Below are 23,664 nucleotides of genomic sequence, written 5' to 3' on the forward strand. Positions count from 1 at the left end.
CCAAAGAGCTGTCTTCAATTGCCACTTCGCAGCGGTTGTTGCCGGTCGCTCCGAAAATCGGGCAATCAGGTAGAGGCCAAGTTCAGCCATTCGTGAGCGACTGGTATTGGGAAGGGTATCTTCTTGCTTCAACTCAACCACTACTTACTCACGTGAACGAAGCCATCCCTTATTTTCAGCGCTGCCACCGTACCGAATCTGGAACTGCCGTAATTTGGCCGTTCCTCAACGTTGAACGTCAGCGAGGAGAGCGTGAGCTCTTCCTAGATAACAACGCGCTCACCAGGCCTCAGTGGCTGTCCGAACTGCCTCAAGACTTACTTCGCGACAGCGTTGTAAATCCCTGGATGGCAATCCAAGAGCAGTGGTTTTCGAATCCCTGCTTTCGCAAAGACCCGAAGAACCGTATCGATGGCTGGATCAAAAACCTTGCGCAGTACGGCGTCAATTTTCGCGCGGGCTACGCAAGCGATCAAGTTCAGTGGTTGACGAAGAACGAAAAGGCGCTTCGCAGGCAGTTCAGCTCGGTAGTTCCATTCGTTGCCATTATGAGGTGCTTGCTGTCGCAGAAGATGCCAGTCGATGAGTCGCTGGCGCGCTTGATAGAAATGGGGCAATCCGACATTCCGCGTTTCACGGGTGCGATCGCACTGACAGCACTGGGGGTTGTACTGAAAAAGCAGCAGTCGTTCAAGTGGGAAAGTGATACGAAACCTGCCTACTCGTACCTCTCATCTTTCTTGGATTTCCACCCTGCGGAAAAAGACGAGAGCGACCACATGAACGTCCCTTACCTCCGCAATCGCGCTGGCGACCTGAACATGTGGTACGTGCTGCCCGTGCTGCGCCAACTGGGATATTCGATCGGCAACTATTCCGCGCTGGCTACCGGTGATAAGGCGCTTCATCGGGTCATCTTTCGGGCGATTCCTCCGGTCATGACACCCAATGGAGCGACTGGCTTTAGTGTTGCCCCCAATGAACTTCCTCAAGAGGCTTTTGACCAAGTCGCGGGAGTAGTCCTAAGTTTGCAGGCTAGGGGAGTGGCTACCCTTGATGAGCAACTGGCGAGAATGAAGACAGCGTTCAAGTTGGCCAAGGCTTGGACTACTGATCAACGTGAATGCGATGCGCTTGACGAGGTTTTTTCCGAATGGTGGCTACCGGGTCACGGTCTGGCGATCGTGCCGCTTTGAACTACGGGGTCGTTACGGATCAATGCATACATAGTCTGGCATCCGTTCATTGCAGGACAACAATGCCGCTTGACAGGGCGAGGACTGCAATTCAGTTCCAATAGTGCGGATATAGTGCGCACGCAATCGAGATCGATCCTGGATTTTCTGGTTGCCGTGTTCGACCGCAGAAAAATCGTGGGAGCGCCCCATGGCTCGGCTGTTAGCCACAAGTAGCACAGCACCCTCGTCCTTGCGCGATCCACGAACGGGAAAACGCCAAGAGGTCTTTGTGCTGCGAGTCGATGCGGACCAGCAGCTCACCAGTATTCGGAGATCCATTCACCTCGCGCGTGATGAGCGCACGATGGATGCCAGCATCCACGCCGACGAAGTAAGGCAAATAGTCGTCGACAAACACTACCGGTCTGAGGGTGTTCAGGGTATCGGCCTTCGGACTCATGGGCGTTGCCACGTTGTCCGTCGCATGCACCATGTCGATTGGAAACCCATGGGCCTGCAGGTTGCGCTCGCGTGCCGTGCGGAACTCGTCAGGCAGCTCCGTCACGCAGACCAACTCGAATCCTGCGCTTGCGAGCGACTGACACGCTTCGACGGCTCCCGGCACAGGTGGGATAGATGCCCAGAAGTCCGTGTCGAAGGCGCTGCGGAACTGGGCGAACCGATCATCTTCCAGGCGTTCCACCTGCCACCGATCCATTGGCCAGTAGGCCAAAGGATCCCGTTCCTGGGGATACACGCCAAAGGCTTTCTGCCAGGCACTGGCATATGCCAGACCGTAGTCAAGAAGCACGCCGTCGGCGTCAAGTGCAATGATGCCCTTGCTCATGTCTTGGAGTTTTTGGAGAGTGTCTGTTCAAACTGGTGCTCAACTCAGTCTCGCCCCTTCTCGATCAAGCCCTTGAGTTCGGCATCTGATATGGGCAATGAAGGCGTTCGATCTTGCATGAACTGTCGCACTTTTTGGACTGCTTGACTTCTATCCAGCAAGTCTGGCGTGCCTAGCCTGGTCAGAAGCGAGCGTTTCACATCGGCCATTCCCGTTGTGGCCGGGCCGATCAGTACCGTCCAGTCCTCGAAGCCACCTCCTTCCAAGCCCAGGTTGCCCAACGAATGTTCCTTGTTCACGAGGAACTTGGGCGAGGCTTGCCTGGCGTCGTGAACCAGGCTTGCTGCCGGATACACGTTCAACGACGTGCCCACGACGATAAAGATGTCTGCCTTGGAAACGATCTCTTGTGCCACCGGCATCAGCGGGACATCTTCTCCGAACCACACGATGAACGGACGCAGTTGGTGTCCGGTTGGCCCCAGGTCTCCGACCTTCAGAGGTTTTGCGTAGGGGTAGGTTGTGTCCTTGTCGTGCTGCTCGCAGACTTTCATCAGTTCGCCGTGCAGGTGAACGATCTTTGTGGATCCGGCACGCTCATGCAAATCATCCACGTTCTGGGTGATGACTGTCACATCGTAGGCCTGCTCCAGCTCCGCAATGGCGTAGTGAGCGGTGTTGGGCCGGACCGTCTGGAGTTGTGCCCAGCGCTGGTTGTAGAACTCGAGCACCAACGCCGGATCGCGTCTCCAAGCCTGGATGCTGGCGAGGTCTTCGGGTCGGTGGTTGTTCCAAAGGCCGTTCGCATCCCGGAAGGTGGCGAGGCCACTTTCGGCAGAGATACCCGCTCCCGTGAAAACAACGAGCGACGGCTTGCGTGGCGCCTCCATCACGGAAATCCTTCCTGGATCTTTTCCAGCACGTCTCTGACCCACTTGCGACCTTCAGGAGTACTCATCATGTCGATGGGCCTACCGCTTCTCAATGCGACCACTTCGCTGCACATCCACTCCTGGGATTTTTCCTTGGTCCCAAAAACTTCCTCGGCAAAGGCAAACAGCTGGTCTACATCCCAGTCATGTCGATCGCCGGAGAGTTCTTTCATGATCGATGTATGCGTTGAAGCGTGATCTTGCTCACGAGCTGTGCGCCAGGGTAGGTGTCGCTGAGTTGCTTTGATGGCCAATTGCGTGGGTGCGATGCCGCATAAAGCCGCCCGGCCAAGATGTGCTCAGCTGTCAGGAATGGATAGGCTGCATACAGATGCTTCACGTCCACGCCTTGCTCCAAGGAACCAAGAACGTTGTCGATGGGAACCCGCGTTCCGGCGAAACAGGGTAGGCCGCCCATCACATCAGGATCTACGCTTATCATCGTTTTAATGCCCACTGAGAGTCGAAACTTCAACGCGCTGCGCCTTGGCAATTCGAAGAGAGGATTCATGCGCCTCAGCTCGCAACTGGTCCTGGCGTCGAATCGGTTCTTGAAATACCTCCCTCCCAGTATGAAGCTATTTGCCGGGAAGCATAAATGAACCGCCCTGGGTTTTGAGGAGGCTCTTTTCTCTGAGAGGATTGAGCCATGAACAAGAAGTCGAACAAGTTTTCACCCGAGGTCCGCGAACGAGCTGTTCGCATGGTGCGCGAGCACCGAGGCGAGTACCCCTCGCTGTGGGCGGCCATCGAATCCATCGCCCCCAAGATTGGCTGCGTGCCCCAGACCCTCAACGAATGGGTCAAGCGAGACGAGATCGATAGCGGCGTGCGCGATGGCATCACCACGTCCGAGCGCGAACAGATGAAGGCGCTGGAGCGTGAGGTCAAGGAGCTGCGCAAAGCCAATGAGATCCTGAAGCTGGCCAGCGCGTTTTTCGCCCAGGCGGAACTCGACCGCCGTCTGAAGCCCTGAACCACTTCGTGGACCAGCATCGACAGGCCTACGGGGTCGAGTCGATCTGCAAGGTATTGCAGATCGCCCCGTCAGGCTATTGGCGCCATGCCGCGCGTCAACGCAATCCCCAGCTGCGCTGCGCGCGCGCCCAACGTGATGACACCCTGGTGCCGCACATCGAGCGCGTCTGGCAGGCCAACATGCGGGTCTATGGCGCCGACAAGGTATGGAAACAGATGAACCGCGAAGGGCTGTTGATTGCCCGCTGCACGGTCGAACGCCTGATGAAACGCCTGGGTTTGCACGGCGTTTGCCGTGGCAAGGTGGTGCGCACCACTCTCAGCAACATGAAGGCCCCGTGCCCGCTGGACCGGGTCAACCGGCAATTCAAGGCCGAGCGTCCCAACCAGCTTTTGGGGTCGGACTTCACCTACGTTTCAACCTGGCAAGGCTGGTTGTACGTGGCCTTCGTGATCGATGTGTACGCCCGGCGCATCGTGGGCTGGCGCGTTAGCAGTTCCATGCACACAGACTTCGTTCTGGATGCCCTGGAGCAGGCGCTGTATGCCCGGCAACCCGAGCGTGATGGCGCCTTGATCCATCATTCCGACAGGGGGGCGCAATACGTCAGCATCCGCTACAGCGAACGGCTCGCAGAAGCAGGCATTGAGCCCTCGGTGGGCAGCAAGGGCGACAGCTATGACAACGCCCTGGCCGAGACGATCAACGGTCTGTACAAGGCCGAGGTGATCCATCGCCGATCCTGGCCCACCCGAGAATCGGTGGAACTGGCGACGCTCGAATGCGTGTCCTGGTTCAACCATCACCGACTGCTTGGACCCATCGGTTACATACCGCCTGCAGAAGCTGAGGCAAACTACTACCGGCAACTCGCCAGTCAGACCTCCATGGTGGTGGCCTGACTTAAACCAACCAGCCTCCACGATTCCCGGGGCGGTTCAAAAAGCTTACGGCCCGTATCCCAAACAAGAGGATCGCTGCCCCAGGAAATTCGACTATCGCTGGCAAAGTAGATTGACGTTTGGTCACGAGAGTCAGCTCCGAGCCAAGATACAAACGAAGTCACAACATTTCTTTCAAGCGAGTGATGTACAGTCTAGCTGCGAACCCGCACTCCTCCACCATGAGCGCTCTACCCGAGCGCTGATGATGGGGGAGATGGCTTGTCAGTGACCACCCCCCGGGCTTGTCCCGGGGGACGGCGGTTTACTAGCAATATGGGTTTATTTACGAGCAGGCACTACACCTAGAACTGAAGTCGCGTTTGCTACGTCCTCTTGAATTAGAAAGAGCCACCGTCAGCGCCGAGATGACCTTTTTCCATCGAGATATCTGACCATTTGTGTAGATCTGCTTCAGATTGCACCGCTGTTTCCGCGATTTTGTTGCCTCGATTCCTAGCCAGGTGGCCAGCTTCTCGGCATACGGATCGAGCTTGCTTGGGCTGACCCGCCTTGTGAAGGTGGGTTCGGTCTCATCCGACCGCAGGTACTTCTTCACCGTGTTGCGAGCCAGGCCTGTACGCCTGGAGATCTCGCGAATGGACATCTGTTCTCGCAGTGCCCAACGCCTGATGACATTCAATGTCGCCACGTTTATCACTCCAAATTTCCCCCCGCGTTTAAAGCTCGGAGGGTATGGTCTACGTGGGTCAAATTTGGATGGAAATTACTGCTCCGAGTGGGTCAGATTTCGGCGGAATTCAACAGGCGGGGGAGCCCGGCGCTCAACGTTGCCTACCCAGGTGTCTCCGCAGGCAGATCGGTTGGAACGACGGGCTACGAACATGCGTCACTGCTGAAGCAGGGCAATGCCTGCTGCAATGGTCTCTTGTTTGATATAAACACCTTGTTCCTGAATCGCTAAGTTACGAATGACTACCGCGAGATTTGGTAAAGGGCTGCCTTTGAGGTCAAAGAGCTTCAAGTCTTCATTGATGTCAGTTTGAAGTCCACGAACCAGAACTTCTGCGATATTCGGCGGGCAGTTACAACCAGGCAGACAGTTTGCTTTGCTTAGTGGCATTGATTTGGGCTGCTTGCAGAAGGGCCCGCTGAAACTCGGCGGCGGAGTTGCGCGGCCATCTTTGCAATTTCTGCCACTGCCATTGACGATAGCTTTGGATCCAAGTGTGTCACACCAAGGTGAATAGGCGGCTCCGATTTGAACCGCAGAAACGAGGCCGCGACGATACTTTGCGCGAAGATCAATTGCTATTGCCCTCGCTGACCAATCGACTGACTCGAACACTGCATGGCCATCAATATCGCGATTTCCATCCCTGCCATTCTTGTCCGTAGTACCCCGCCACGGACTTGAACCATGTTTCTGACACCAGTAGTTATTCATTTGAATGCATCGCCGTGCCACTTCGTTGCATGAAATTGGCTTTCCGTCCTTGGTGGTCAAATTTTTTTCTGCTTCAGTACACCAGTTTTCAGATTGAGTCCTTTGTTGCGCAAATGACACTGGCGGTGCCAGTAATGCTCCGCTATGCAAGAAGATTCCTATCAAAACTGAGATCGCACGATGCATTTGGACTCCTTTTGAAATGCAACAATGTCCCCAATTTGAAAGTCGGTTTTTATATTGCAGTCAATATCCACTTCCGCTATTGCGGTAACAAATTTTCCTTGGATAGAGAATTTTGGTGCAAGAATGTCTCAATACGCTGATTGCGTATTTTGATCAGATCATTTGCGATTTCATTGTTAGTTCTGGTATCTATTTTGGATGATTTGCTTGTATCGCAAATATCTTTCAAGCTAGCCAATTCAATCACCAAGCCCCCTGCCTTGGTATCCTGATTATCTGTTGCCACGGATGCACTAATGTCATTCCCAGGAATTCCTAACGCTGAAGCTTTGAATTTTGTTTCCGTCGTCACCGTATAACCAAGCGATCCGACATGAATTGCACGAACGTACATATATTTTTCAGCGGCGGAACAGTAGCCTGAATTGGGCTGCAATCCTTGCGGCTTTAGAAAATAGATGCCATCTAGTTGATATTTTCTCTGAATCGTAACGGCTGAACTGCCGTTGCCGCCAAGAGCCACGGCAATGGAGAAGTTCACTACGGAATTCGAAGAGAGCTTGTCAAGCTTAGATCGAGTTGGTTTAATGATGACGCTTGTATCGGTCGGTTTGATGATATTCGCGGCAGGTATTCCATTCGGAAACAATCTACCTTCTCTCTGGAATCTAAACAGTGAAGTACTTGTCGGGGGTGAATCTATGTACACCGTCGAGTAGACATCCCCAAGAACTCGTTCATCAACGGGATCGCCACGTACCCAGACCATTCCGTCATCGAAATATATTTCGGTAACGCTATAAAAGTTAACGACGTTAGACGGCACTGTCGAACTAATTGTTTCCTTTGACACTGTCGCGCAACCCGCCACAAGTAAGCATGTAGAAAACGTACATGCAAATGCAATTCCTCTCATGGCTTCCTCCTGTATGGTTTTGTTATTCTGAGTACTGGGAGGGGGTAATCCTATCCCCCAAAAGGGGTGCAGGGATGCCCACTGTTTTGAATTTCGCCGGAGTGTTTGCCTGGAGGCCAACTGCACGTTCTCGGGCCGCAGTGTTGGGCAAGCATAGGATCGGGTCGCCGGGCAACGCGGATGGCCTAAGGCAATCACAGCAGACAACGGCACCGAGTTCACAGCCAAGGCTGTTGAATTCCGCCGAAATCTGACCCACTTGGAACAGTAATTTCCATCCAAAGTTGACCCACGTAGGCCCTACCCTCCGAGCTTTAAACGCGGGGGGAAATTTGGAGTGATAGACGTGGCGACATTGAATGTCATCAGGCGTTGGGCACTGCGAGAACAGATATCCATCCGCGAGATCTCCAGGCGCACATGTATTGACCCAGTGAATTCCTGCACAGGTGTTAACGTTGAAGGAAACGACGATGAGCACCCTGATGGAAGACGACATCAAACGCTGGACGGCCAAGCGTAAAACGGCCCTGGTCCTGGACATCATCCAAGGCAAAACCACGATCTCGGAGGCCAGTCGGGCCTTCGATCTGCCCCCTTCCGAGGTGGAGCAGTGGGTTGATGAGGGCAAGCGCGGCATGGAGAACGCCTTGCGCACCAAGCCCCTGGAAGTCAAAGAGCAGTACGAGAAACAGCTGCATGAATTGCAGCAGGCCTATGGCGAAGCCATGTTGGAGCTGCGTGCAAGAAAAAAGCTGGCTTCCCTGCTGGGCAACGAGGACGAGAAATGATCCTCAGCCTTCAGCAGGGATTGGCCGAAGAGGGCTTCAAGATCAGTCTGGTCAAGCTGTGCCAGTGGTTCGAGCTGCCCCGACGCACGGTGTACTACCGCAGTGACCTGCCCCCAGAACCCGTACCAATCGATTTGAGGAATCCGCTGGGTTGAAGGATATTACTCCTGGGTCTGCAGCGGCGCCGGGACGGCGCCGCTGTTGGTTTGACGATGCTGCGCCGCGAACCTCGTCGGCGGCATTCGCCCGCAGCTGCTGTGCGGCCGCACTTCGTTGTAGTCGGTCCGCCAGCGTGCAATCTCGTCGCGAGCCTGTTTCTGGCTTTGGAACCAATGCTCGTTCAGACACTCGGCGCGGAACTTACCGTTGAAACTTTCGATGTAGGCGTTCTGCGTGGGCTTGCCCGGCTGGTTGAGGATGTGGCGTACACCCTTGGCTTGCGCCCAGGCCATGAAGGCCCGACTGGTGAACTCTGGCCCCTGGTCGGTTCTCACCGCCTGCGGATAGCCCCTGAACCTGGCTACCTGGTCCAGCATGCGCACGACGTACTCGCCGCCGATGCCGTGGTCGACCACGATATCCACGCACTCGTGGCTGAAGTCATCGGTGACGGTCAGGCACTTGATGCGTCGCCCGCTGGACAGGCTATCGGAGACGAAGTCCATGCTCCAGACTTCGTTGAGGGATCGGGGCTCATGCAACGGTACGCGTTCGAGCTTTACACGCTGCTTGCCGCGGCGCTTGCGCACCGACAGGTCGGCCAGCTTGTAGAGCCGGTACACGCGCTTGTCGTTGATCTTGGTGCCTGCGGCGCGCAGCAGGTCGCCTATACGCCGGTAGCCGAAGCGCCGCCGCTCGTGCGCCAGCTCGACGATGTGCTGGCTCGTGGCCTGGTCATGCTGCGCACGCTGGGGCGGATGCCGCCAGCTGTCGCGCGACAGGCCCACCAGGGCGCAGGCGCGCCGTTCACTGATCGAGGTCGCTTCCAACATCGTGCCCACCGCGCGTCGCTTCGCCGGTGGGCTCAGCGCTTTACGCCGAAGGCCACTTTCAGCGCCTCGTTGTCCAGCACGGCCTCGGCCAGTAACTTCTTGAGCCGGTTGTTCTCAGCTTCCAGCTCTCGCAGCCGCTTGGCGTCGCTGGCCTCCATGCCACCAAACTTGGCCCGCCACTTGTAGAAAGTCGCCGAACTGAACCACTCTCGGCGGCATAGCTCCGCCACGCTCATGCCAGCATCGGCCTGCTTGATAAACCCGATGACTTGCTCGTCTGTGAATCTGCTTTTGCGCATCGCGCTTCCTCTCGGTTACGCGGATTCTTCTCTATTGCCTTGGTACGAATTGCAGGTTGCAGGTCAGGGCTGCCATGCGGAAGCAATTCCGTTCCGCTTGGAACCATAACCGTGCCGAAACTGAGCCTGTTTGAAGCCCTGGCGCGAAGCTGCGCAAAGTCCGCTCAGGAAGAGCATCGGTGCCTAAGCGATTGAATTACAGGCATTTTTCGTCTGACGCAGGGCATGCGATGCCGGTCAGTGGATTCTTGCGAAGGGCCAAAATCGCCGGAAGCAAAACCGTTCCGGGCTAAAAAGAAGCATAACCGTTCCGAAGCGGAACATTTATGGTTCCAGGGACATGCTTTGTCGCTGGAACCATAAATATTCCGCGATGGGAAGCATAACTGTTCCGCCAAGCAAGTTACTCAAAGATTTATGTATCGCAAGTGAGACATCTTTATGAAACAGGAAAAGAAGCCACTATCTCCCCAAGAAGCCCAAGCCACGCCTGATTGGATCGAGATTCGACGAGAAGATATTGAGGATGGAAGTTTCAACCGCGATTTGAGATGTGTCGCATGGATGAAGAAATTTTTATCGTTTGTCACCGACAAAGTTGGATTGAATCCGAGAACACGTGTATATGCCTATAAATACGGCAGTGGCTCGTTTCTGGCCATGGACATCTTTGGCCAAGAAAGTGACTCCTATGTCGCAGTCACGATTTGTCTGACTGGAAAAACTATGCATCTTTCGAGTCCAACAGGGGAGCAGCTAGACATCGCATTGCCTGGGATAGTAGATGCATTTGGACTAATTCAATCATTTCTCACAATGACTAAAAAAGTACCTTCAGTGGCTACATCGATGTGGATTGCTGCCGTGGATACACAAGTCGCATGACAACATGAGATAGCCCAGAGAAGGTCGCTTGGTAGCTTTTTTCTCCTTTTTCTAGACCTCCGATCCAATAAACCCGCAAGTACGGTTTCTTTTCCGAATTCTTGGCAATTTCATCAATCATTCGGTTGAATCGCATGCCTGGTCGATATTTTTTTAGCATTTCGGACGACACATAGAAACTGACCGGCATTCTTCTAGGTTGGCCATCGATGATGGTCTGCATTTTGTCAATGAAATTTAAAGAAAACCCCTTTCCATAAGATTTATAAAAATGTGCTCCACCATGGTAGATGAAGAAATTATCAGAGCCATCACGCAAGAAATGGCGGAAAACTTCCTGGAATTTGAATCTTCCGTGGCCACGGACGGTGAATTCCGAATCAAGTTCCCCGACCTCTTTTAATTCTTCATAGCAACTTACCAGTGCCTCTAGACTGGTTGCAGTTGCTCCTTCGCCACTTGCATATTGAAGGAGCATTTTTCGCCGAACTTCTGTATCCGTGATCGCACGGATTTTCTCCAGTTGCTCTGCAGCTTCACGTGAGCTGTATTCTTTATCTTCATGATCAGGGATCACAAAGCGGGTAATTTGGCGCGTGATTTTCCGATGCGAACGGCGTTTTCGCACTTCATCTGCGGCACCTTCATTTTTCTCTGATTCGGCAAGCTCTTCTTGTTGCTGCGCATATTCAAGCTCAACCCATTCGCAGTTCGGTGCATGATCATCTAGCTTTCGAAAATGAGCTGATCGATGAATGGCATGCTCTTCAGGTAGTTTTGAGTGATTGACGGCCGTCACCCGAACCCCTCCTTTCTTGCTCTCTCTGCATCGAGGATCAGAACAAAAGAAATTAAAGTTCTTCAAATCATTCTGCAGGGAAAACTCCATGCACGCATCTTGAATATCAACAACTCGATCAAGCTGAGTGCAATAAGCTAAATCTATCCGCATGTAATTCTCAGGAAAATTTATTAAGAGTAGATCAGATTGCAGGGATGAATTTTTCGATCATCAGAAAATCCGACCCAAATATCACCTGTCCATCCCATGATGACGAATACCAAGGGGAAATTTTTCTTCCCAGAGAGCTTGATCCATTCGTTGAGGTCGATCGTAGATGGGGATGGTTTCTGCTGTGGATGCGTGTGCCATTCCCCCAAGTAATCCATCGTTCCTCCAGAAGCGTTCCATTGTTGGATTGCAATCTCTTGGTGGTGAGACGAAGAACGTTGAAAAAGGTAGCGCGAACTACGATCAGCGGCTTGTGGCGCTGTAGCCGCCGTCACATGTAAATGAGGGCCACGTCTGTATCCCAGAAGGATTCCGCCAGATTCTGGTTTCTCAGCAGTATTCTGCCGAAAATTATCCATTAATACGAGAGCTTCAGCTTCAATAAGAACAACCCCTTTTCCCCTCTGATGTTTCCAGACTAATGCTGACCGCATGCTGCGCATCCCATCATTCGAGGTGGATTCTGATTTTTTACTCTGAGGACATCTGCATTCTCTTGACTCCGCGTGCGGAATCGTGGCGATGGATTCCCTTGTAGCCAAGCACAAACCATGTCGGTGGCCAGAGCTGCTGCATGCATTGGAGCGGAGACTGCGTAAGGTGTGTAAGCACGACATCCGTCGGTGCGTCGGAGAGGTTCTGTTTTCAGTAAAGGAAACCGTTCTTTGCGATGAGTTTTGGCATCTGGAACGAGTAGGCACCGGTAGCAGGCGCCTCCTTCTGCATCTGCCCAAAGGGCCTGCACCGCTTCTCCATTGCCACGAATCCATACATGCAGGATAGGTGTTTTTGCCTTTCTCTGAAGTCGTATTCCGTTGAGGTATTCGCTCACGGTTTCTTCGCCCGTTGCATCTATGATCAACTCTGCTGCAAATACGTGTGCGTGATCAATCACGCTATGGGTATGCGCTTCAATGAAGCTGTGGGGAAACTGTCGAAGTAGTTCGTTTTTTAGGGCTTCTGATTTCGATTGCATTAATGCAGGATAACCAAGCACGTGGCGCCCCAAATTCTCTGGCCCTAGGTTTTCAGGATCAATGAGTTTTAGTCGTCCGAGCTTGCCTGTACCTGCTCCTAGTCTTACCAGAGCAGCCGCAACAAATGAGCCAATTGCACCGCAGCCAACCACGGTAACTCGCTTGTTATAGAGATCTCTGTAGCTAAGATTTCTGCTGTGTACGAAACTCCCGCTTACTTCGCGAATTGCTATACGGAATAGAAGTTGGTCGCCACCAGCGTTGTGCAAATAGTTCCTATAGTGCTTAGGATTCTTTGCATATCCAATTCGCTTGACTTGGTCCAAATCAAAACCAAAGCCAATCCATCCCACTGGGGTTCTTACTGCGAAAGCAATATAGGATTGTTTCAGGTAGCTTTTCTCGCCAAGTATTTTTTGTACGCTAGAGGAAAGATAGCGATCCCAGTCATTTAGCCAGGTAAACAATTCCTTTACGGTCCGAGGCATCTCGGTCGGTACGTGGGGAAGGACATCGCTTTGCAAAAGCCAGCACTGGTACCGTGATGTCTTTAGACGCGCCCCTAGGGCTTCGGATAACCGTACCGCTTCATCAGGGTCACTGGTGATCAGCGCATTCTTTTGTTCGCCTCGCTGCAGAATGAAGTACCCAGCGGAGGTTGTCTCTGAATTAACGTCGCCAAGGAAAACTGTCCATGGTGAAGATAGCTGGCCGTATTCCCAATGAGCAGGAAACTCACTTTGAATGTCATTAATGCGGTAGTTTGGATCAGAGGCAATGTTATTCAGAATGGTAGTGGCTTGATCCAGACATTGGGCCAATGCGGTGGCAGGGTCATAACGATCTAGAGTTACCGCACCTGGTGCGAAGTAGCACAAGCATCCCAGGACATCAACATGAGGCAAGAGTTCGGGAAGAAAAGATGGTCGACCTGTTAGAGAAATACGAGGGTATTCCAAGAAGTCCCAGTCTTCTATAGTTAGCTTGACGGGAACTTCTCCTTTAATGCAGGGTAGTGAGCCTACAAAAGCCCGGCAAGGCAGTCGAGCAGCCGCGGGCCGAAATCCGCGGCTGCTCAGAAGTCGTAGCGATTCCCCCAGAGCGGCCATAGGATTTAATCTCCTTAGCCCGCTTTTGTGGATGAGATTACTGGCGGAGCTACGCGCGTTGCGGGGGTACTACGGATGGTATCTGGTTCGTTGTCGAACTCCACGAGGGTGCTGTCCATTGGCAGGCGTCCACCGAACTGTTGTCGCAATTTAAGAATGACTTCTTCTTTTTCATGTGCACCAGCTTGACGAGCTTGAGAAATTTGCGAAGCCAATTGCCCGAACTGCTGGGCAACTTTTTCGCGCTCTAAGTTCTGGAGTCGATTGAAATCTTCAGTTCCGTTATCAATGCCAGGTTCACGGATGTCATGAAGGAATATTTGACTCAGACGTCGAGCAATGTCTTCAAGAACTCGGTCATCCCGGCCCAGCCGTGGTTGAAAGGCTTGAGCTGTGGCAATCATGATTGACACAGAGGTGGGCCCCCCATGTTGCCAATGATGATCGCGCCACGCTTTCAAATAACGACAAATTCGGCGCAGTTGAACCCCGTGTTCCTCAACGCGATCACGAAACCAATTGGCAACGGTTTGTGGATCAGATGATTTCCACTCTCCTGTCCGTGTTGCCATGACTATGCAATCCAGATCCACCCATTGCTGCTGTGCGTCAATAGCTTCTCTGAAGGAAATGCTCTCTGCGCTGTAGGTATGAGAGTCGTACACGTGTGCTTTGGCCAAGGCCACTGACTCCGTGATTTTCTCGAACTCTTTCTCTGGTGCTGCGTACAGCGGAATATCAATGTGTGCCCACTGTGCGACTTGAACACGAATGCAAGTTTCCTTGCCCGGCCGAATTTCCCAGCCTTCTTGGCCACAAAGGTCTTGCAACAGGCTTTCGACAAGATAGAAGTAGGCTTTAGCCATTGCATGAGGTGGACCATTCTCTTCCCAGACGGTGACCGGTAAATAGATTCCATAGTCCCAGTCCATCTCTTGTGGCGGTGTAGCAGCTGGCTCGACGCAAGTATCGTAGGCCCATGAGCCTTGCGTACGAAAACGCGGCACCACGGCTCGATCCATGCCGAGAACTGTTTTTGTCGCTTGGCTGATACGAGGCTTCAGATGATCCTTGATCTTGGCTACACACGCTCGTAGATGGCGGCGTTTCTCGGCGCTGGGACGAATGCGGTTTTCGAATGAGTGAGTATCTTCACCACTTTGGAAGAAAAGCTTAGGAAATTTCAGCATTGGGTTATCCTTTGGCATTGGGGCCATAGTGAAACCTGGGATGAGCAGGTTGATGGTGCAAGAATTTTTGACAGTCCTCGCGACCGAGGCATACCTTTGATTTTTCGGATGCTGCGCCGAGAAGTACTTCACGTGCGGGCGCATCGGCCTTGTCCAGTGCAACAGCCTTGGCGCGCTCATCGGTGAGGACATCGTCAAGCTGCACATAGCGAGTTTCTAGGCGATGCAAAAGCATGAAGTCGCTGAGCGATTCCTGGACCGAGATTGATAATCCGAAAAGGCGCTTAGGCATGCTGGCTGGATTGATCCCACCCCAGTCGTATGTTCCTCCACCACGATTGCGGCGAGGATCTGCCGTGAACTTCGACGACATGGTGCCTATCGAGAGCATGTGAATGACCTCTAGAGGTCGGCCGAGAAACTTTTGGGCTTCGTGCAAAGCTAAGAGTCCTGGAGCGTTGGCGTAAAGACCCCCATCCACATACTGGTTGTTGTTGAACGTGTGCCTTGGAAAGTACCCAGGAGCAGCGCTTGTCGCTAAGGCAACGTCTACTAGTCGAAACTTATGGTCGCGTTTGAATGACGCGTGGTGTGGCGTCTTGAACAGCTGTGGTTGTCCTGTCGAATAGTTGATCGCAGGCACGATAACTGGATGTTTGCATGAGCCCAAGAAGTGCTCGCCAAAGAATTCTGGCGCACTCAAAAGTTGTTTTAGAGGCTCTTGAGAGTACGGGGCGCGCACGATGCCGCGTAGGGAGAATCGACGCTTGAAAATCTTCTCGCCGTTGTTTTCAAAGAGTTTGACCATCTTTTCGGCAGGGATTTCCATGGCAACAGCTAATGCCAGGATTCCGCCGATTGATGTGCCTGCGATCAGATCGAACCGCTGGGCAATGGGTTCTCCGATTTCTTGCTCTAGGTCAGCCAAAATTTTGGCTGTGTAGAGTCCGCGAAACCCACCGCCGGACAGCGCCAGTATCTGAAATCGCGATTGATTGGTGTCCGTCACGATTCGCCTCCAAGGTTTTCGGTACAGAAAACCCCGGCGTCCCTGATCGCGCGACGCCGAGGCTTCTTTACCGCTGATTAGCCCTTGGGAGGGAACGGGTCGCCGCCGAAACTGTCGCGTTCACGGATACGGCCATCACGGCCATGGATGAACATCTCAGTTTCTTGGTTTTTGCTGATATCGCGTGCGCGATCAATCGCCTGCTGCTGAGTGTCGAAGACCTCAGTGGCGCGGTCAGAGCCGCTTTTGCGAACAGCCCATCCATCTGAATGGGGAACGACATGTTGAGTTGGTTTACTCATGGTGGATCCTATATATAGAACTGAAAACCTCTTCGTTTGAAGAGCGAATACCACTCCCAGCGTTGCCGAGAGATGTAATCACGGCCAGTTTTTGGTGGCCGCGCAGCACGTGAGTGATGAACTCGATGGGTGTGCTAGGTACGGTGCAGCATGATTCCTCGCATTTCCAAGCAAAGATTCATGTCTTTCAGTTCGTAGTAAGATCCAAGGCTGTCCTGCCAGACTGCCGTGAAGATCCGCCTTGAGCTGATTGACATGCCGCCAAGTGCTTACTTTGACGGAGCAAGGGCCGGGGCCTTCGGGTTCCGGCCCTTGTTGCATTTAGCGGCCCTTGCAATGGTTGGCACTGTACCACAGAGACTGCCAATTTTCCATCCATGGTCGCATCTGCTTTTTAATAGGCTGTGGATAACTAAAAAATGTCAGCATTATTGACATTTTGTTGGTGAAATAGTAGGCTACCCAGGTGGAAGAGCTTTATCAGTGCTTTGGGCGAAATGTTCGCCAGCGTCGACGCATTCTTGGGTTTAGCCAAGAGCGACTCGGTGAGCTGACGCAAATGGGGCGACCAACCGTAGCAGCTATTGAGGCTGGGCGTCAGGCGGTGGCGCTTCATCAAGCTGTCGCATTAAGCAGCGCCTTGGGGGTAAGTTTGGGTGAATTGGTTGGCGATGTGGCTGCGCCCGCACTTAATAGCTTGGCTCACATACTAGAGAGTGATGATTTGAAGAAGATTGCTCGAATTCTTGAACATCGGAGTATTTCTGAATGAAATCACGTGCCGTAATCGAGAGAGAGGCAGCAAATGCGAGGGAAACGGCCGGACAACACAGTATTCCGGTGGATCCAATCGCCATTGCACTGGCTCATGGGGCTGAGATCGTTGAGGATAACTTTGCTGACGATCTATCCGGAATCTTGATACGTCGAGGGAGTTTAAAAACTATCGCTATCAATCAGAAAGATAGTTTGGTACGTAGGCGTTTCACAATTGCACACGAATGTGGACACCTCATACTTGCCCATGAAGGAGAAATCTTCGTTGACAAGCAGGTAGTCAATAGACGGAGTGCCACATCGTCGCTTGCAATTGACGAGCAAGAAATTGAAGCCAATCAATTTGCTGCCTCATTACTAATGCCCAGGGATGAAGTTGTTTCTCATTTGGACCAACTATCCAAGTCATGTAGTCAGCGATCAGCATTGATTGAGTTAATGGCTCGATCATTTGGCGTGAGTAAGAAGGCGATGGAATATCGCTTGGTCAATCTTGGGTTAGTAGCATCTCCCGATGATGATGACTTCTGATGGAAGTTGAGACCCCAAGCCTCTTAGCTGAAGCTATCGCGTGGTCTAGGGAACGGGAGCAAGCAGCGCTTGCTGAAGGCAGAAAGCTACGCGAGAACGAGACCTCCATGGCGAGGAGAGTCGGAGTTCAACGGCCAGACTTTGTTCGCGTAGAAATGGTTCCGTAGCTGCCATTGCCTCCGCGCGGAACTCATGATGAACCGCCCCGGTTTTTGAGGAGGCTCTTTTCTCTGCAAGGATTGAGCCGTGAGCAAGAAGTCGAACCAGTTTTCACCCAAGGTCCGGGAACGTGATGTCCGCATGGTACGTGAGCATCGAGGCGTTTCCCCCTCGCTATCTTAATGCCCGCTGCGTCATCGGAGCGCGGAACGGCGCCGCGAAGTCCCTGGCGGTCATTGGGTCCACGATCACGATCTTCAGGTGGTCGTGCAGATCGGCCGGCGACACCACGACACAAGGCCGTGAATTCTTGACCTCGCTATCGATGGTCGGGTCCAAGTTCACGATCCAGAAGTCTTCGCTCTTCACCACACCTGCTCCGCGTCGCCTTTGTTTCCGAACTCGCCCATCACCAGTTCGCCGCCGCCATCGGCCGCGAGCTTCTTGGCTGCCTCGGCCCAGCCGTCGCGGGCCGGCTGGGCGGGCTTGCGCAGGATGATGGCACCGTTCTCGACGGTCATCTCGGCATTAGTCGCCTCTTCCAGGCCGGCTTGCGCCAGGATGGGCTTGGGCAGGACGACGCCCTTGCTGTTGCCGATGGCGCGGATGGTTACGTGCATGGCTAGCTTCCCCCGCGTTTAATGGTCGGAGAGGTGGATCTACGTGGGTCAACTTTGGATGAAAATTTGGAGTGAGCCCCTGCAGCTAGACCGCCGGGAGTCAGATCTAAGCCGCTTGCCGGACTCGTTGCTCTTCAAACTCGGCTAGAAGTCAAGGAATTAGGTTTCAGCCAGCCTTGCCGCCGCGCCGCGCTTTCCGAGTTTCCGAACTTCGGCGATACCTTGCAGTTGGCTGGCCCTGGGCTTGGCTTGTCCCTTTTCCCAGTGGTAGATGGTTTGAAGTGATACGTCCAGTAGCTTTCCCATCTCGGCCGCTGATAAGCCTAGCTTCTTACGCAGGCTGGCAAAGCCGGCCGCACGAAAACGCAGCTTTAGGTTCTCGTCTGACGCCGCATTGGTGGTTGAATTTTCACTCTTGCGAAGACGATTGATTAGCCTCTCCTGCGCGGCCAAGGCTCGCTTGAGCGCGGCGATATCAGTGCGGTAATGAGCGGCGGCCTTTTTGAGGCTGTCAATTTCGGAGCGGACTTCTTTTCGAGCGAGGCGAGAGATTTCTGATTTCAGGAGGCTTGTAATGTTTGTCATGTCAATCCCAACGGTTGGATTGCGAGCAATGTTACAGAACACCAAACGGGTGGCAACTGGTGGCAGCTTTCGAATTGAACAGTGGCGAAGTTCTACGTCAAGGTCGACGGGCATTGCCTAGAACCTGTCTCAAAATCAAAGCACAGAGCCTGGGAGGTTTGCAAGGCATAAAGGTCTGTGTCGCTTTCCCTTGATAGTAGTGTCGGCTGGAATCCCCTTAAAACACGACTGTTCATTTCCGTTCGGCTATCCATGAACGGGAAAACGCCAAGAGGTCTTTGTGCTGAGAGTCGATGTGGACCAGCAGCCCACCAGTATTCGGAGAACCTTTTACTTCGCGCGTGATGAGTGCCCGATGGATGCCAGCATCCACGCCGACGAAGTAAGGCAAATAGTCGTCGACGAACGCGACCGGCCTGAGTGCGTTCAGGGTATCGGCCTTCGGACTCATGGGCGTTGCCAGGTTGTCCGTCGCGTGCACCATGTCGATTGGAAACCCATGGGCCTGCAGGTTGCGCTCGCGTGCTGTGCGGAAATCGTCCAGCAGGGCCGTCACGCAGACCAACTCGAATCCTGCGCTTGCGAGCGACTGACACGCTTCGACGGCTCCTGGCACCGGTGGGATAGACGCCCAGAAGTTCGAGTCGAAGGCGCTGCGAAACTGGGTCAGCCGATCACCTTCCAGGCGCTCCACCTGCCACCGATCTATTGGCCAGTAGGCCAATGGGTCCCGTTCCAGGGGATACACGCCAAATGCTTTTTTCCAGGCACTGGCATAGGCCAGACCGTAGTCAAGAAGCACGCCGTCGGCGTCAAGTGCAATGATGCCCTTGCTCATGTCTTGGAGTTTTTCGAGAGTGCCTGGTCACGCTGGTGCCCAACTCAGTCTCGCCCTTTCTCGATCAAGCCCTTGAGTTCGGCATCGGATACGGGCAATGAGGGCGTTCTATCTTGCATGTGCCGCAGCACTTCTTGGACTGCTTGACTTCGATCCAGCAAGTCTGGCGTGCCTAGCTTGGTCAGAAGCGAGCGCTTCACATCGGCCATTCCCACTGTGGCCGGTCCGATCAGTACCGTCCAATCCTCGAATCCATCGCGATCCAAACCCAGGTTGCCCAATGAATGTTCCTTGTTGACGAGGAACTTAGGCGAGGCCCGCCTGGCGTCGTGGACCAGGCTTGCTGCCGGGTACACATTCAACGACGTGCCGATGACGATAAAGACGACTGCCCTGGAAACGATCTCTTGTGCCAACGGCATCAGCGGGACCTCTTCTCCGAACCACACGATGAACGGTCGAAGTTGGCGTCCGGTAGGTCCCAGGTCACCGACTTTCAGAGGTTTTGCGTAGGGGTAGGTTGCGCCCTTGTCGTGCTGTTCGCAGACCTTCATCAATTCGCCGTGTAGGTGAACGATCTTTGTGGAGCCGGCGCGCTCATGCAAATCATCCACGTTCTGGGTGATGACGGTCACATCGTAGGCCTGATCCAGCCCCGCGATGGCGTAGTGGGCAGAGTTGGGCTGGACCGTCTGAAGCTGTGCCCAGCGCTGGTTGTAGAACTCGAGCACCAGCGCCGGATCGCGTCTCCACGCCTGGATGCTGGCGAGGTCTTCGGGTCTGTGGTTGTTCCAAAGGCCGTTCGCATCCCGGAAGGTGGCGAGGCCACTTTCGGCAGAGATGCCTGCGCCGGTGAAAACGACGAGGGACGGCTGGCGCGGCGTCTTCATCAAGGAAATCCTTCCTGGATCTTTTCCAGGACGTCTCTGACCCACTTGCGACCTTCAGGAGTACTCATCATGTCGATGGGCCTACCGCTTCTCAAGGCTACCACTTCGCTGCGCATCCACTCCTGGGATTTCTCTTTGGTCCCGAAAACTTCCTTGGCAAAGGCAAACAGCTGGTCTACATCCCAGTCATGCCGCTCGCCAGATAGTTCTTTCATGATCGATGGATGCGTTGAAGCGTGAGCATGCTCACCGGATATGCGCCAGGGTAGGTGTCGCTGAGTCTCTTTGACGGCCAGTTCCGCGGGTGCGATGCCGCATAGAGCTGCGCTGCCAAGATGTGTTCAGCCGTCATAAATGGATAGGCCGCATACAGGCGATTGACGTCCACGCCTTGCTCCAAGGAGCCAAGAACGTTGTCGATGGGAACCCGTGTTCCGGAGAAACAGGGCAGTCCGCCCATCACATCAGGATCTACGCTGATCATCGTTTTAATGCCCCACTGAGAGTCGAAGCTTCAGCGCGCCGCGCCCTGGCAATTCGAAGAGAGGATTCATGCGCCATAGCTCGCAGCTGGTCCTGGCGTCGAATCGGCTCTTGAAATACCTCCCTCCCAGTATGAAGCTATTTGTTGGGAAGCATAAATGTTCCGAGTAGAACGCATGGGATTCGTTGCCTGAAGCGTTTGCCGCTTTCAGAATCTGATCCATCGTTCTACGGCCAGTGAAGAGGGCTACCCTGGACACAGGAGGTGTGATGTGAGCGAAAAGGAAGAGCTACACCCAGACAAAGATGAGGTGTTCGACCCCTTGGTGCTTTATCTGACCCGCGGAGGCGTGCATGGCATTGCCCCTGTCAGTCAGGAGCCGAGAACAGACCTTGTGAACTGGAAGCTCTACCGTGTTCGCTGGCCTGACGGAAGAAGGACGCGACACTTGATCGGGCGCAATATCCGTACCGATGAAGGTCGAGTCTGCTCATCCATCAAGAGCGTGGCCTTGGAGGCTTTGACATTTACGTCGTCTTCGGGGCGGATCTACCGGGTCCATGGACCCAGCTGGCATGATGTCGATGCCTCCTACGTCTTTGGCGTCTGGTTGGACGGAATTCGAGGCCAGGCTGTGGAGATCACGGATCCCTTCCTTCGCCTGCTGCGTATGCGTGCTCCCAAGGCGTTTGAAGGCGTGTCAGTCGGTCTCACCTTTCGATGACTTCCAAACAACGATGACAGAAGCAAAGATCCTGTTCCTGGACTTTGATGGCGTTCTGCATGCCACTTCGGGCCCGGCCACCAGCATGCGTGAGTTCGTCTGGTTACCCATCCTGAAAGATCTCATCGGAGGTCACCCCGATCTCAGGATCGTGCTTCACACGTCGCATCGGTGCACTTCCTCACCCGAGTTCCTTCTCGCGCGGTTGGGTCTGGGCAAAGACGTCTGTCTGGGTGTCACCAAACCGACGCTGAATCGATGGCCGTCAATCCAGGACTGGACAAAAGGCCGCCCTTGGATCAAGTCCTTCAGAATCCTGGATGATCAGGCCCGTGAGTTTCCAAATCCTCCGCCCACTGAGCTGATCCTGTGCGATGGGCGACGGGGACTGTCTGAAACCCGCGTTCAAGACGCACTGCGTCAGTGGCTAGCATGAAGATTCAGCTCGCCTCTGATCTGCATCTGGAAATATTGGTCAAGGTTTCCGGTGGGAATGACAGCCTGCTCCACCTACAGACCATCATCCAGCCTGTGCCCAATGCCGACGTCTTGGTTCTGGCAGGGGACATCCACCGCGGCATTCAGGCGGTCAACGTTTTCCGCGATTGGCCCGTCCCCGTCATCTATGTGGCGGGCAACCATGAGTTCTACGCCCAGAAGTGGGAGGAGACGCGGCTGAAGCTGCGCCAGGCCTGCAAAGAGGCCGGCATCCATTTCCTGGACGACGATGAGCTGGTGCTGGGTGGAGTGCGGTTTCTGGGTTCGACGCTGTGGACGGACTTTCGGCAGCGCGGACTCACGCAAGAGCAGAGTATGCGGGAGGGCGGCCAGCACATGACCGACTACTACCGCATCGAGACCGACACGGGCCTGCTCACCCCTCAACAGACGCTGGATGCGCATCTATCCAGCAGGAGCTGGCTGGAGGTGGAGCTGGCCAAGCCGTTTGAAGGCAAGACGGTCGTGATCACGCACCATGCACCGCATCCGCTGAGTGTGCACAGGCGTTTTGTCGGGGACGCGCTCAACGGGTGCTTTGTGAGCGACCTCACGCCGCTCTTGTTCCAGGCCGACTTGTGGCTGCATGGGCATTGCCATGACAACTTCGACTACCAGGTCGGCAGCTGCAGAGTCGTGTCCAATCCGACGGGATACATCCAGAATGGTCCGGAGATACAGAAGCCACAGGACATGGGGCAGGCCGTTTTCGAAAACGCGGGCTGGAATCCCGACTTGCTGATCACCATCTGACCCCTCTGTTGCTGGGCAACTGCTGTGTGGGGATGAGTGTCTTTTCCGGGGAGGGCCGTGCCCGTCAGAGGCTTAGCAAACGACGCCTGTACGCCATGTACAGGTCTGGCCGCATCAAGGAGAGCTGGCGCTGGTTGAGCCTGCGCTCCACCTTGCGCCGGCTCGGATAGACCCGGGACGCGGCAAGTTCGGCGATGACCTGCTGGAGGTACTCGTGATCAGTCCGGTAGCGCCGTTCCAGAGTTCGGGACTCGGCCAAGCGGCGCTTCAGCACGATCTCTTTCGACTGGGCAGGGAACCAGTACTTCAGGGCGTGCCTGCTGAGGCCCAACTGGTGGGCGACCGCAGCCAGGCCACGGTAGTCTGAGGGGTTCTCCAGAATCAGGTCCAACTGCCTCTCCAGCATCTCGCGTTGCCGATAGCCCAGCATCGGCCGCTCCTGACGATTCCTCGATGGCGTCTGGGCCGGCTTTGGAAGCTCCGCGTGCCGAATAGCGTCATTGGCCAAGAACAGATCCCCTGGAAGCAGGTTGACGCCATGGCAGAACCGAAGTAGCAAGCCCAAGGAGGGGCGCTCATCCTTGTTGAGCCAGCCATTGATTGCCCTGGGCTGCAGCCCAAGTGCTTCACAGAGCCCCTTGCGGTTGCCCAGGGTCAATGAAGCGGCAAGGTCCATCAGGTTCTGCTGCATCTGTGCCAGGCTGCCGGCGCGCTGAAGCTCAGGGATCCGAGAAACCAGGTCGACGAGGGCGCTGGCCGACCACCGATCAAAGGCCGAGATTTCCTCTTGCGTGGAGGCAACTTCCAGATCGGCGGGACCCGGCGGGCGCACGATCATGGATTCTCCGCAGG

At 54.3% G+C, this 23,664-nt stretch carries 31 protein-coding genes, 2 pseudogenes and 1 other annotated feature; of the genes and pseudogenes, 11 read left to right on the plus strand and 22 right to left on the minus strand.

What is annotated here, in order from left to right:
* Positions 1-152: 152 nt before the first annotated feature.
* A complete protein-coding gene (locus ACLBKS_RS03355) occupies positions 153-1,196 on the plus strand; it encodes a hypothetical protein (RefSeq protein ID WP_410191368.1) in 1,044 nt (347 codons plus the stop codon).
* A 202-nt stretch (positions 1,197-1,398) separates the two neighbouring features.
* On the opposite strand, the gene ACLBKS_RS03360 is transcribed toward ACLBKS_RS03355, so the two are convergent.
* Genes ACLBKS_RS03360 through ACLBKS_RS03375 form a run of 4 tightly spaced genes read right to left on the minus strand, consistent with a single transcriptional unit; the run spans position 1,399 to position 3,468 of the window.
* Positions 1,399-2,025, minus strand: coding sequence for an HAD family hydrolase (locus ACLBKS_RS03360; RefSeq protein WP_410191369.1), 627 nt, complete (start codon positions 2,023-2,025; stop codon positions 1,399-1,401).
* A 44-nt stretch (positions 2,026-2,069) separates the two neighbouring features.
* Positions 2,070-2,915 (minus strand): SIR2 family NAD-dependent protein deacylase, encoded by an 846-nt coding sequence (locus tag ACLBKS_RS03365; protein ID WP_410191370.1) that lies wholly within the window; start codon positions 2,913-2,915, stop codon positions 2,070-2,072.
* Complete coding sequence (locus ACLBKS_RS03370; RefSeq protein WP_410191371.1) at positions 2,915-3,130, minus strand: antitoxin Xre/MbcA/ParS toxin-binding domain-containing protein; 216 nt, start codon at positions 3,128-3,130, stop codon at positions 2,915-2,917. The genes ACLBKS_RS03365 and ACLBKS_RS03370 overlap by 1 nt, the downstream gene beginning before the upstream one ends.
* Complete coding sequence (locus ACLBKS_RS03375) at positions 3,127-3,468, minus strand: DUF433 domain-containing protein (protein WP_410191372.1); 342 nt, start codon at positions 3,466-3,468, stop codon at positions 3,127-3,129. The genes ACLBKS_RS03370 and ACLBKS_RS03375 overlap by 4 nt, the downstream gene beginning before the upstream one ends.
* A gap of 138 nt (positions 3,469-3,606) precedes the next feature.
* Between ACLBKS_RS03375 and ACLBKS_RS03380 the strand changes: the two genes are divergently transcribed.
* Positions 3,607-4,838, plus strand: a protein-coding gene (locus ACLBKS_RS03380; RefSeq protein WP_410191373.1) for an IS3 family transposase whose coding sequence is annotated in 2 segments (ribosomal slippage) — positions 3,607-3,898 and positions 3,898-4,838 — 1,233 coding nt in all. Because the reading frame shifts where the segments join, the coding sequence is not laid out codon by codon here.
* Positions 3,888-4,004 (plus strand) — a sequence feature (AL1L pseudoknot). Its footprint overlaps the gene before it by 117 nt.
* 436 nt (positions 4,839-5,274) lie before the next feature.
* On the opposite strand, the pseudogene ACLBKS_RS03385 reads toward ACLBKS_RS03380, so the two are convergent.
* The 3 genes and pseudogenes from ACLBKS_RS03385 to ACLBKS_RS03395 all read right to left on the minus strand — a co-directional run.
* Positions 5,275-5,538, minus strand: a pseudogene (locus ACLBKS_RS03385) (IS21 family transposase); the annotation flags it as partial.
* Positions 5,539-5,727: 189 nt separating this feature from the next.
* Positions 5,728-6,471, minus strand: a complete 744-nt coding sequence (locus tag ACLBKS_RS03390) for a hypothetical protein (protein WP_410191374.1) — start codon at positions 6,469-6,471, stop codon at positions 5,728-5,730.
* 76 nt (positions 6,472-6,547) lie between these two features.
* Complete coding sequence (locus ACLBKS_RS03395) at positions 6,548-7,012, minus strand: hypothetical protein (protein ID WP_410191375.1); 465 nt, start codon at positions 7,010-7,012, stop codon at positions 6,548-6,550.
* A gap of 712 nt (positions 7,013-7,724) precedes the next feature.
* Between ACLBKS_RS03395 and ACLBKS_RS03400 the strand changes: the two are divergent.
* The 3 genes and pseudogenes from ACLBKS_RS03400 to ACLBKS_RS03410 all read left to right on the plus strand — a co-directional run.
* Positions 7,725-7,808, plus strand: a pseudogene (locus ACLBKS_RS03400) (XRE family transcriptional regulator); the annotation flags it as partial.
* A 52-nt stretch (positions 7,809-7,860) separates the two neighbouring features.
* Positions 7,861-8,178 (plus strand): transposase, encoded by a 318-nt coding sequence (locus tag ACLBKS_RS03405; RefSeq protein WP_410191376.1) that lies wholly within the window; start codon positions 7,861-7,863, stop codon positions 8,176-8,178.
* Positions 8,175-8,333, plus strand: coding sequence for a hypothetical protein (locus tag ACLBKS_RS03410; RefSeq protein WP_410191377.1), 159 nt, complete (start codon positions 8,175-8,177; stop codon positions 8,331-8,333). The genes ACLBKS_RS03405 and ACLBKS_RS03410 overlap by 4 nt, the downstream gene beginning before the upstream one ends.
* Positions 8,334-8,339: 6 nt before the next feature.
* Here ACLBKS_RS03410 and ACLBKS_RS03415 read toward each other — a convergent pair.
* Positions 8,340-9,469, minus strand: a protein-coding gene (locus tag ACLBKS_RS03415) for an IS3 family transposase (protein ID WP_410191378.1) whose coding sequence is annotated in 2 segments (ribosomal slippage) — positions 8,340-9,208 and positions 9,208-9,469 — 1,131 coding nt in all. Because the reading frame shifts where the segments join, the coding sequence is not laid out codon by codon here.
* Positions 9,470-9,910: 441 nt separating this feature from the next.
* On the opposite strand from ACLBKS_RS03415, the gene ACLBKS_RS03420 reads away from it, so the two are divergent.
* Positions 9,911-10,354 (plus strand): hypothetical protein, encoded by a 444-nt coding sequence (locus ACLBKS_RS03420; protein ID WP_410191379.1) that lies wholly within the window; start codon positions 9,911-9,913, stop codon positions 10,352-10,354.
* Here the strand turns inward: ACLBKS_RS03420 and ACLBKS_RS03425 are convergent.
* The 6 genes from ACLBKS_RS03425 to ACLBKS_RS03450 form a co-directional block, all read right to left on the minus strand.
* A complete protein-coding gene (locus ACLBKS_RS03425; RefSeq protein WP_410191380.1) occupies positions 10,311-11,243 on the minus strand; it encodes a hypothetical protein in 933 nt (310 codons plus the stop codon). The two genes, ACLBKS_RS03420 and ACLBKS_RS03425, sit on opposite strands and share 44 nt — an antisense overlap.
* Before the next feature lie 83 nt (positions 11,244-11,326).
* The gene (locus ACLBKS_RS03430; RefSeq protein ID WP_410191381.1) at positions 11,327-11,809 is read right to left on the minus strand and encodes a Mov34/MPN/PAD-1 family protein; all 483 of its coding nucleotides are present in this window, start codon (positions 11,807-11,809) and stop codon (positions 11,327-11,329) included.
* Positions 11,785-13,452 carry a ThiF family adenylyltransferase gene (locus ACLBKS_RS03435; RefSeq protein WP_410191382.1) on the minus strand — a complete coding sequence of 556 codons (1,668 nt, stop codon included), beginning with the start codon at positions 13,450-13,452 and terminating at the stop codon, positions 11,785-11,787. Before ACLBKS_RS03435 ends, ACLBKS_RS03430 begins: the two co-directional genes overlap by 25 nt.
* Positions 13,453-13,466: 14 nt before the next feature.
* Positions 13,467-14,642 carry a CBASS cGAMP synthase gene (locus tag ACLBKS_RS03440; protein WP_410191383.1) on the minus strand — a complete coding sequence of 392 codons (1,176 nt, stop codon included), beginning with the start codon at positions 14,640-14,642 and terminating at the stop codon, positions 13,467-13,469.
* Between the two features lie 4 nt (positions 14,643-14,646).
* Positions 14,647-15,651: a CBASS cGAMP-activated phospholipase gene (locus tag ACLBKS_RS03445; protein ID WP_410191384.1), complete on the minus strand. Its 1,005-nt coding sequence runs from the start codon at positions 15,649-15,651 to the stop codon at positions 14,647-14,649.
* Between the two features lie 77 nt (positions 15,652-15,728).
* Positions 15,729-15,953, minus strand: coding sequence for a DUF2188 domain-containing protein (locus ACLBKS_RS03450; RefSeq protein ID WP_410191385.1), 225 nt, complete (start codon positions 15,951-15,953; stop codon positions 15,729-15,731).
* Positions 15,954-16,419: 466 nt separating this feature from the next.
* Here ACLBKS_RS03450 and ACLBKS_RS03455 point away from each other — a divergent pair, with 466 nt between their 5' ends.
* Together ACLBKS_RS03455 and ACLBKS_RS03460 are read left to right on the plus strand one after the other, a co-directional pair.
* The gene (locus tag ACLBKS_RS03455; protein ID WP_410191386.1) at positions 16,420-16,725 is read left to right on the plus strand and encodes a helix-turn-helix domain-containing protein; all 306 of its coding nucleotides are present in this window, start codon (positions 16,420-16,422) and stop codon (positions 16,723-16,725) included.
* Positions 16,722-17,261, plus strand: a complete 540-nt coding sequence (locus tag ACLBKS_RS03460) for an ImmA/IrrE family metallo-endopeptidase (protein WP_410191387.1) — start codon at positions 16,722-16,724, stop codon at positions 17,259-17,261. Before ACLBKS_RS03455 ends, ACLBKS_RS03460 begins: the two co-directional genes overlap by 4 nt.
* A gap of 333 nt (positions 17,262-17,594) precedes the next feature.
* On the opposite strand, the gene ACLBKS_RS03465 is transcribed toward ACLBKS_RS03460, so the two are convergent.
* The 7 genes from ACLBKS_RS03465 to ACLBKS_RS03495 all read right to left on the minus strand — a co-directional run bounded on the left by ACLBKS_RS03465 (position 17,595) and on the right by ACLBKS_RS03495 (position 20,837).
* A complete protein-coding gene (locus ACLBKS_RS03465; protein WP_410191388.1) occupies positions 17,595-17,792 on the minus strand; it encodes a type II toxin-antitoxin system PemK/MazF family toxin in 198 nt (65 codons plus the stop codon).
* The gene (locus ACLBKS_RS03470; protein ID WP_410191389.1) at positions 17,786-18,040 is read right to left on the minus strand and encodes an AbrB/MazE/SpoVT family DNA-binding domain-containing protein; all 255 of its coding nucleotides are present in this window, start codon (positions 18,038-18,040) and stop codon (positions 17,786-17,788) included. The genes ACLBKS_RS03465 and ACLBKS_RS03470 overlap by 7 nt, the downstream gene beginning before the upstream one ends.
* A gap of 159 nt (positions 18,041-18,199) precedes the next feature.
* Positions 18,200-18,625: a helix-turn-helix domain-containing protein gene (locus ACLBKS_RS03475; protein WP_410191390.1), complete on the minus strand. Its 426-nt coding sequence runs from the start codon at positions 18,623-18,625 to the stop codon at positions 18,200-18,202.
* 232 nt (positions 18,626-18,857) lie between these two features.
* Complete coding sequence (locus ACLBKS_RS03480; RefSeq protein WP_410191391.1) at positions 18,858-19,463, minus strand: HAD family hydrolase; 606 nt, start codon at positions 19,461-19,463, stop codon at positions 18,858-18,860.
* Positions 19,464-19,507: 44 nt separating this feature from the next.
* Positions 19,508-20,353: an NAD-dependent deacylase gene (locus tag ACLBKS_RS03485; protein ID WP_410191392.1), complete on the minus strand. Its 846-nt coding sequence runs from the start codon at positions 20,351-20,353 to the stop codon at positions 19,508-19,510.
* Complete coding sequence (locus tag ACLBKS_RS03490) at positions 20,353-20,568, minus strand: antitoxin Xre/MbcA/ParS toxin-binding domain-containing protein (protein WP_410191393.1); 216 nt, start codon at positions 20,566-20,568, stop codon at positions 20,353-20,355. Before ACLBKS_RS03490 ends, ACLBKS_RS03485 begins: the two co-directional genes overlap by 1 nt.
* The gene (locus ACLBKS_RS03495; RefSeq protein ID WP_410191394.1) at positions 20,565-20,837 is read right to left on the minus strand and encodes a DUF433 domain-containing protein; all 273 of its coding nucleotides are present in this window, start codon (positions 20,835-20,837) and stop codon (positions 20,565-20,567) included. The genes ACLBKS_RS03490 and ACLBKS_RS03495 overlap by 4 nt, the downstream gene beginning before the upstream one ends.
* Positions 20,838-21,108: 271 nt before the next feature.
* On the opposite strand from ACLBKS_RS03495, the gene ACLBKS_RS03500 reads away from it, so the two are divergent.
* The 3 genes from ACLBKS_RS03500 to ACLBKS_RS03510 are packed head-to-tail and all read left to right on the plus strand — an operon-like array spanning position 21,109 to position 22,812.
* On the plus strand, positions 21,109-21,561 hold the full coding sequence (locus tag ACLBKS_RS03500) for a hypothetical protein (RefSeq protein ID WP_410191395.1): 453 nt from the start codon (positions 21,109-21,111) through the stop codon (positions 21,559-21,561).
* 13 nt (positions 21,562-21,574) lie between these two features.
* Complete coding sequence (locus ACLBKS_RS03505) at positions 21,575-21,997, plus strand: HAD domain-containing protein (protein WP_410191396.1); 423 nt, start codon at positions 21,575-21,577, stop codon at positions 21,995-21,997.
* Positions 21,994-22,812: a metallophosphoesterase gene (locus tag ACLBKS_RS03510; RefSeq protein WP_410191397.1), complete on the plus strand. Its 819-nt coding sequence runs from the start codon at positions 21,994-21,996 to the stop codon at positions 22,810-22,812. The genes ACLBKS_RS03505 and ACLBKS_RS03510 overlap by 4 nt, the downstream gene beginning before the upstream one ends.
* A gap of 64 nt (positions 22,813-22,876) precedes the next feature.
* On the opposite strand, the gene ACLBKS_RS03515 is transcribed toward ACLBKS_RS03510, so the two are convergent.
* Positions 22,877-23,650: a hypothetical protein gene (locus tag ACLBKS_RS03515; protein WP_410191446.1), complete on the minus strand. Its 774-nt coding sequence runs from the start codon at positions 23,648-23,650 to the stop codon at positions 22,877-22,879.
* Between the last annotated feature and the right edge of the window lie 14 nt (positions 23,651-23,664).

Source organism: Hylemonella sp. W303a (assembly GCF_046452315.1).
In the GTDB taxonomy this organism is placed as follows: domain Bacteria; phylum Pseudomonadota; class Gammaproteobacteria; order Burkholderiales; family Burkholderiaceae_C; genus Hylemonella.

Coding starts and splice junctions, on each gene's coding strand:
- ACLBKS_RS03360 (WP_410191369.1), bottom strand. CDS start 2,025: ATGAGCAAGGGCATCATTGCACTTGACGCCGACGGCGTGCTTCTTGAC.
- ACLBKS_RS03365 (WP_410191370.1), bottom strand. CDS start 2,915: ATGGAGGCGCCACGCAAGCCGTCGCTCGTTGTTTTCACGGGAGCGGGT.
- ACLBKS_RS03370 (WP_410191371.1), bottom strand. CDS start 3,130: ATGAAAGAACTCTCCGGCGATCGACATGACTGGGATGTAGACCAGCTG.
- ACLBKS_RS03375 (WP_410191372.1), bottom strand. CDS start 3,468: ATGAATCCTCTCTTCGAATTGCCAAGGCGCAGCGCGTTGAAGTTTCGA.
- ACLBKS_RS03390 (WP_410191374.1), bottom strand. CDS start 6,471: ATGCATCGTGCGATCTCAGTTTTGATAGGAATCTTCTTGCATAGCGGA.
- ACLBKS_RS03405 (WP_410191376.1), top strand. CDS start 7,861: ATGAGCACCCTGATGGAAGACGACATCAAACGCTGGACGGCCAAGCGT.
- ACLBKS_RS03410 (WP_410191377.1), top strand. CDS start 8,175: ATGATCCTCAGCCTTCAGCAGGGATTGGCCGAAGAGGGCTTCAAGATC.
- ACLBKS_RS03420 (WP_410191379.1), top strand. CDS start 9,911: ATGAAACAGGAAAAGAAGCCACTATCTCCCCAAGAAGCCCAAGCCACG.
- ACLBKS_RS03425 (WP_410191380.1), bottom strand. CDS start 11,243: ATGGAGTTTTCCCTGCAGAATGATTTGAAGAACTTTAATTTCTTTTGT.
- ACLBKS_RS03430 (WP_410191381.1), bottom strand. CDS start 11,809: ATGCGCAGCATGCGGTCAGCATTAGTCTGGAAACATCAGAGGGGAAAA.
- ACLBKS_RS03435 (WP_410191382.1), bottom strand. CDS start 13,452: ATGGCCGCTCTGGGGGAATCGCTACGACTTCTGAGCAGCCGCGGATTT.
- ACLBKS_RS03440 (WP_410191383.1), bottom strand. CDS start 14,642: ATGCTGAAATTTCCTAAGCTTTTCTTCCAAAGTGGTGAAGATACTCAC.
- ACLBKS_RS03450 (WP_410191385.1), bottom strand. CDS start 15,953: ATGAGTAAACCAACTCAACATGTCGTTCCCCATTCAGATGGATGGGCT.
- ACLBKS_RS03460 (WP_410191387.1), top strand. CDS start 16,722: ATGAAATCACGTGCCGTAATCGAGAGAGAGGCAGCAAATGCGAGGGAA.
- ACLBKS_RS03470 (WP_410191389.1), bottom strand. CDS start 18,040: ATGCACGTAACCATCCGCGCCATCGGCAACAGCAAGGGCGTCGTCCTG.
- ACLBKS_RS03475 (WP_410191390.1), bottom strand. CDS start 18,625: ATGACAAACATTACAAGCCTCCTGAAATCAGAAATCTCTCGCCTCGCT.
- ACLBKS_RS03480 (WP_410191391.1), bottom strand. CDS start 19,463: ATGAGCAAGGGCATCATTGCACTTGACGCCGACGGCGTGCTTCTTGAC.
- ACLBKS_RS03485 (WP_410191392.1), bottom strand. CDS start 20,353: ATGAAGACGCCGCGCCAGCCGTCCCTCGTCGTTTTCACCGGCGCAGGC.
- ACLBKS_RS03490 (WP_410191393.1), bottom strand. CDS start 20,568: ATGAAAGAACTATCTGGCGAGCGGCATGACTGGGATGTAGACCAGCTG.
- ACLBKS_RS03495 (WP_410191394.1), bottom strand. CDS start 20,837: ATGATCAGCGTAGATCCTGATGTGATGGGCGGACTGCCCTGTTTCTCC.
- ACLBKS_RS03505 (WP_410191396.1), top strand. CDS start 21,575: ATGACAGAAGCAAAGATCCTGTTCCTGGACTTTGATGGCGTTCTGCAT.
- ACLBKS_RS03510 (WP_410191397.1), top strand. CDS start 21,994: ATGAAGATTCAGCTCGCCTCTGATCTGCATCTGGAAATATTGGTCAAG.
- ACLBKS_RS03515 (WP_410191446.1), bottom strand. CDS start 23,650: ATGATCGTGCGCCCGCCGGGTCCCGCCGATCTGGAAGTTGCCTCCACG.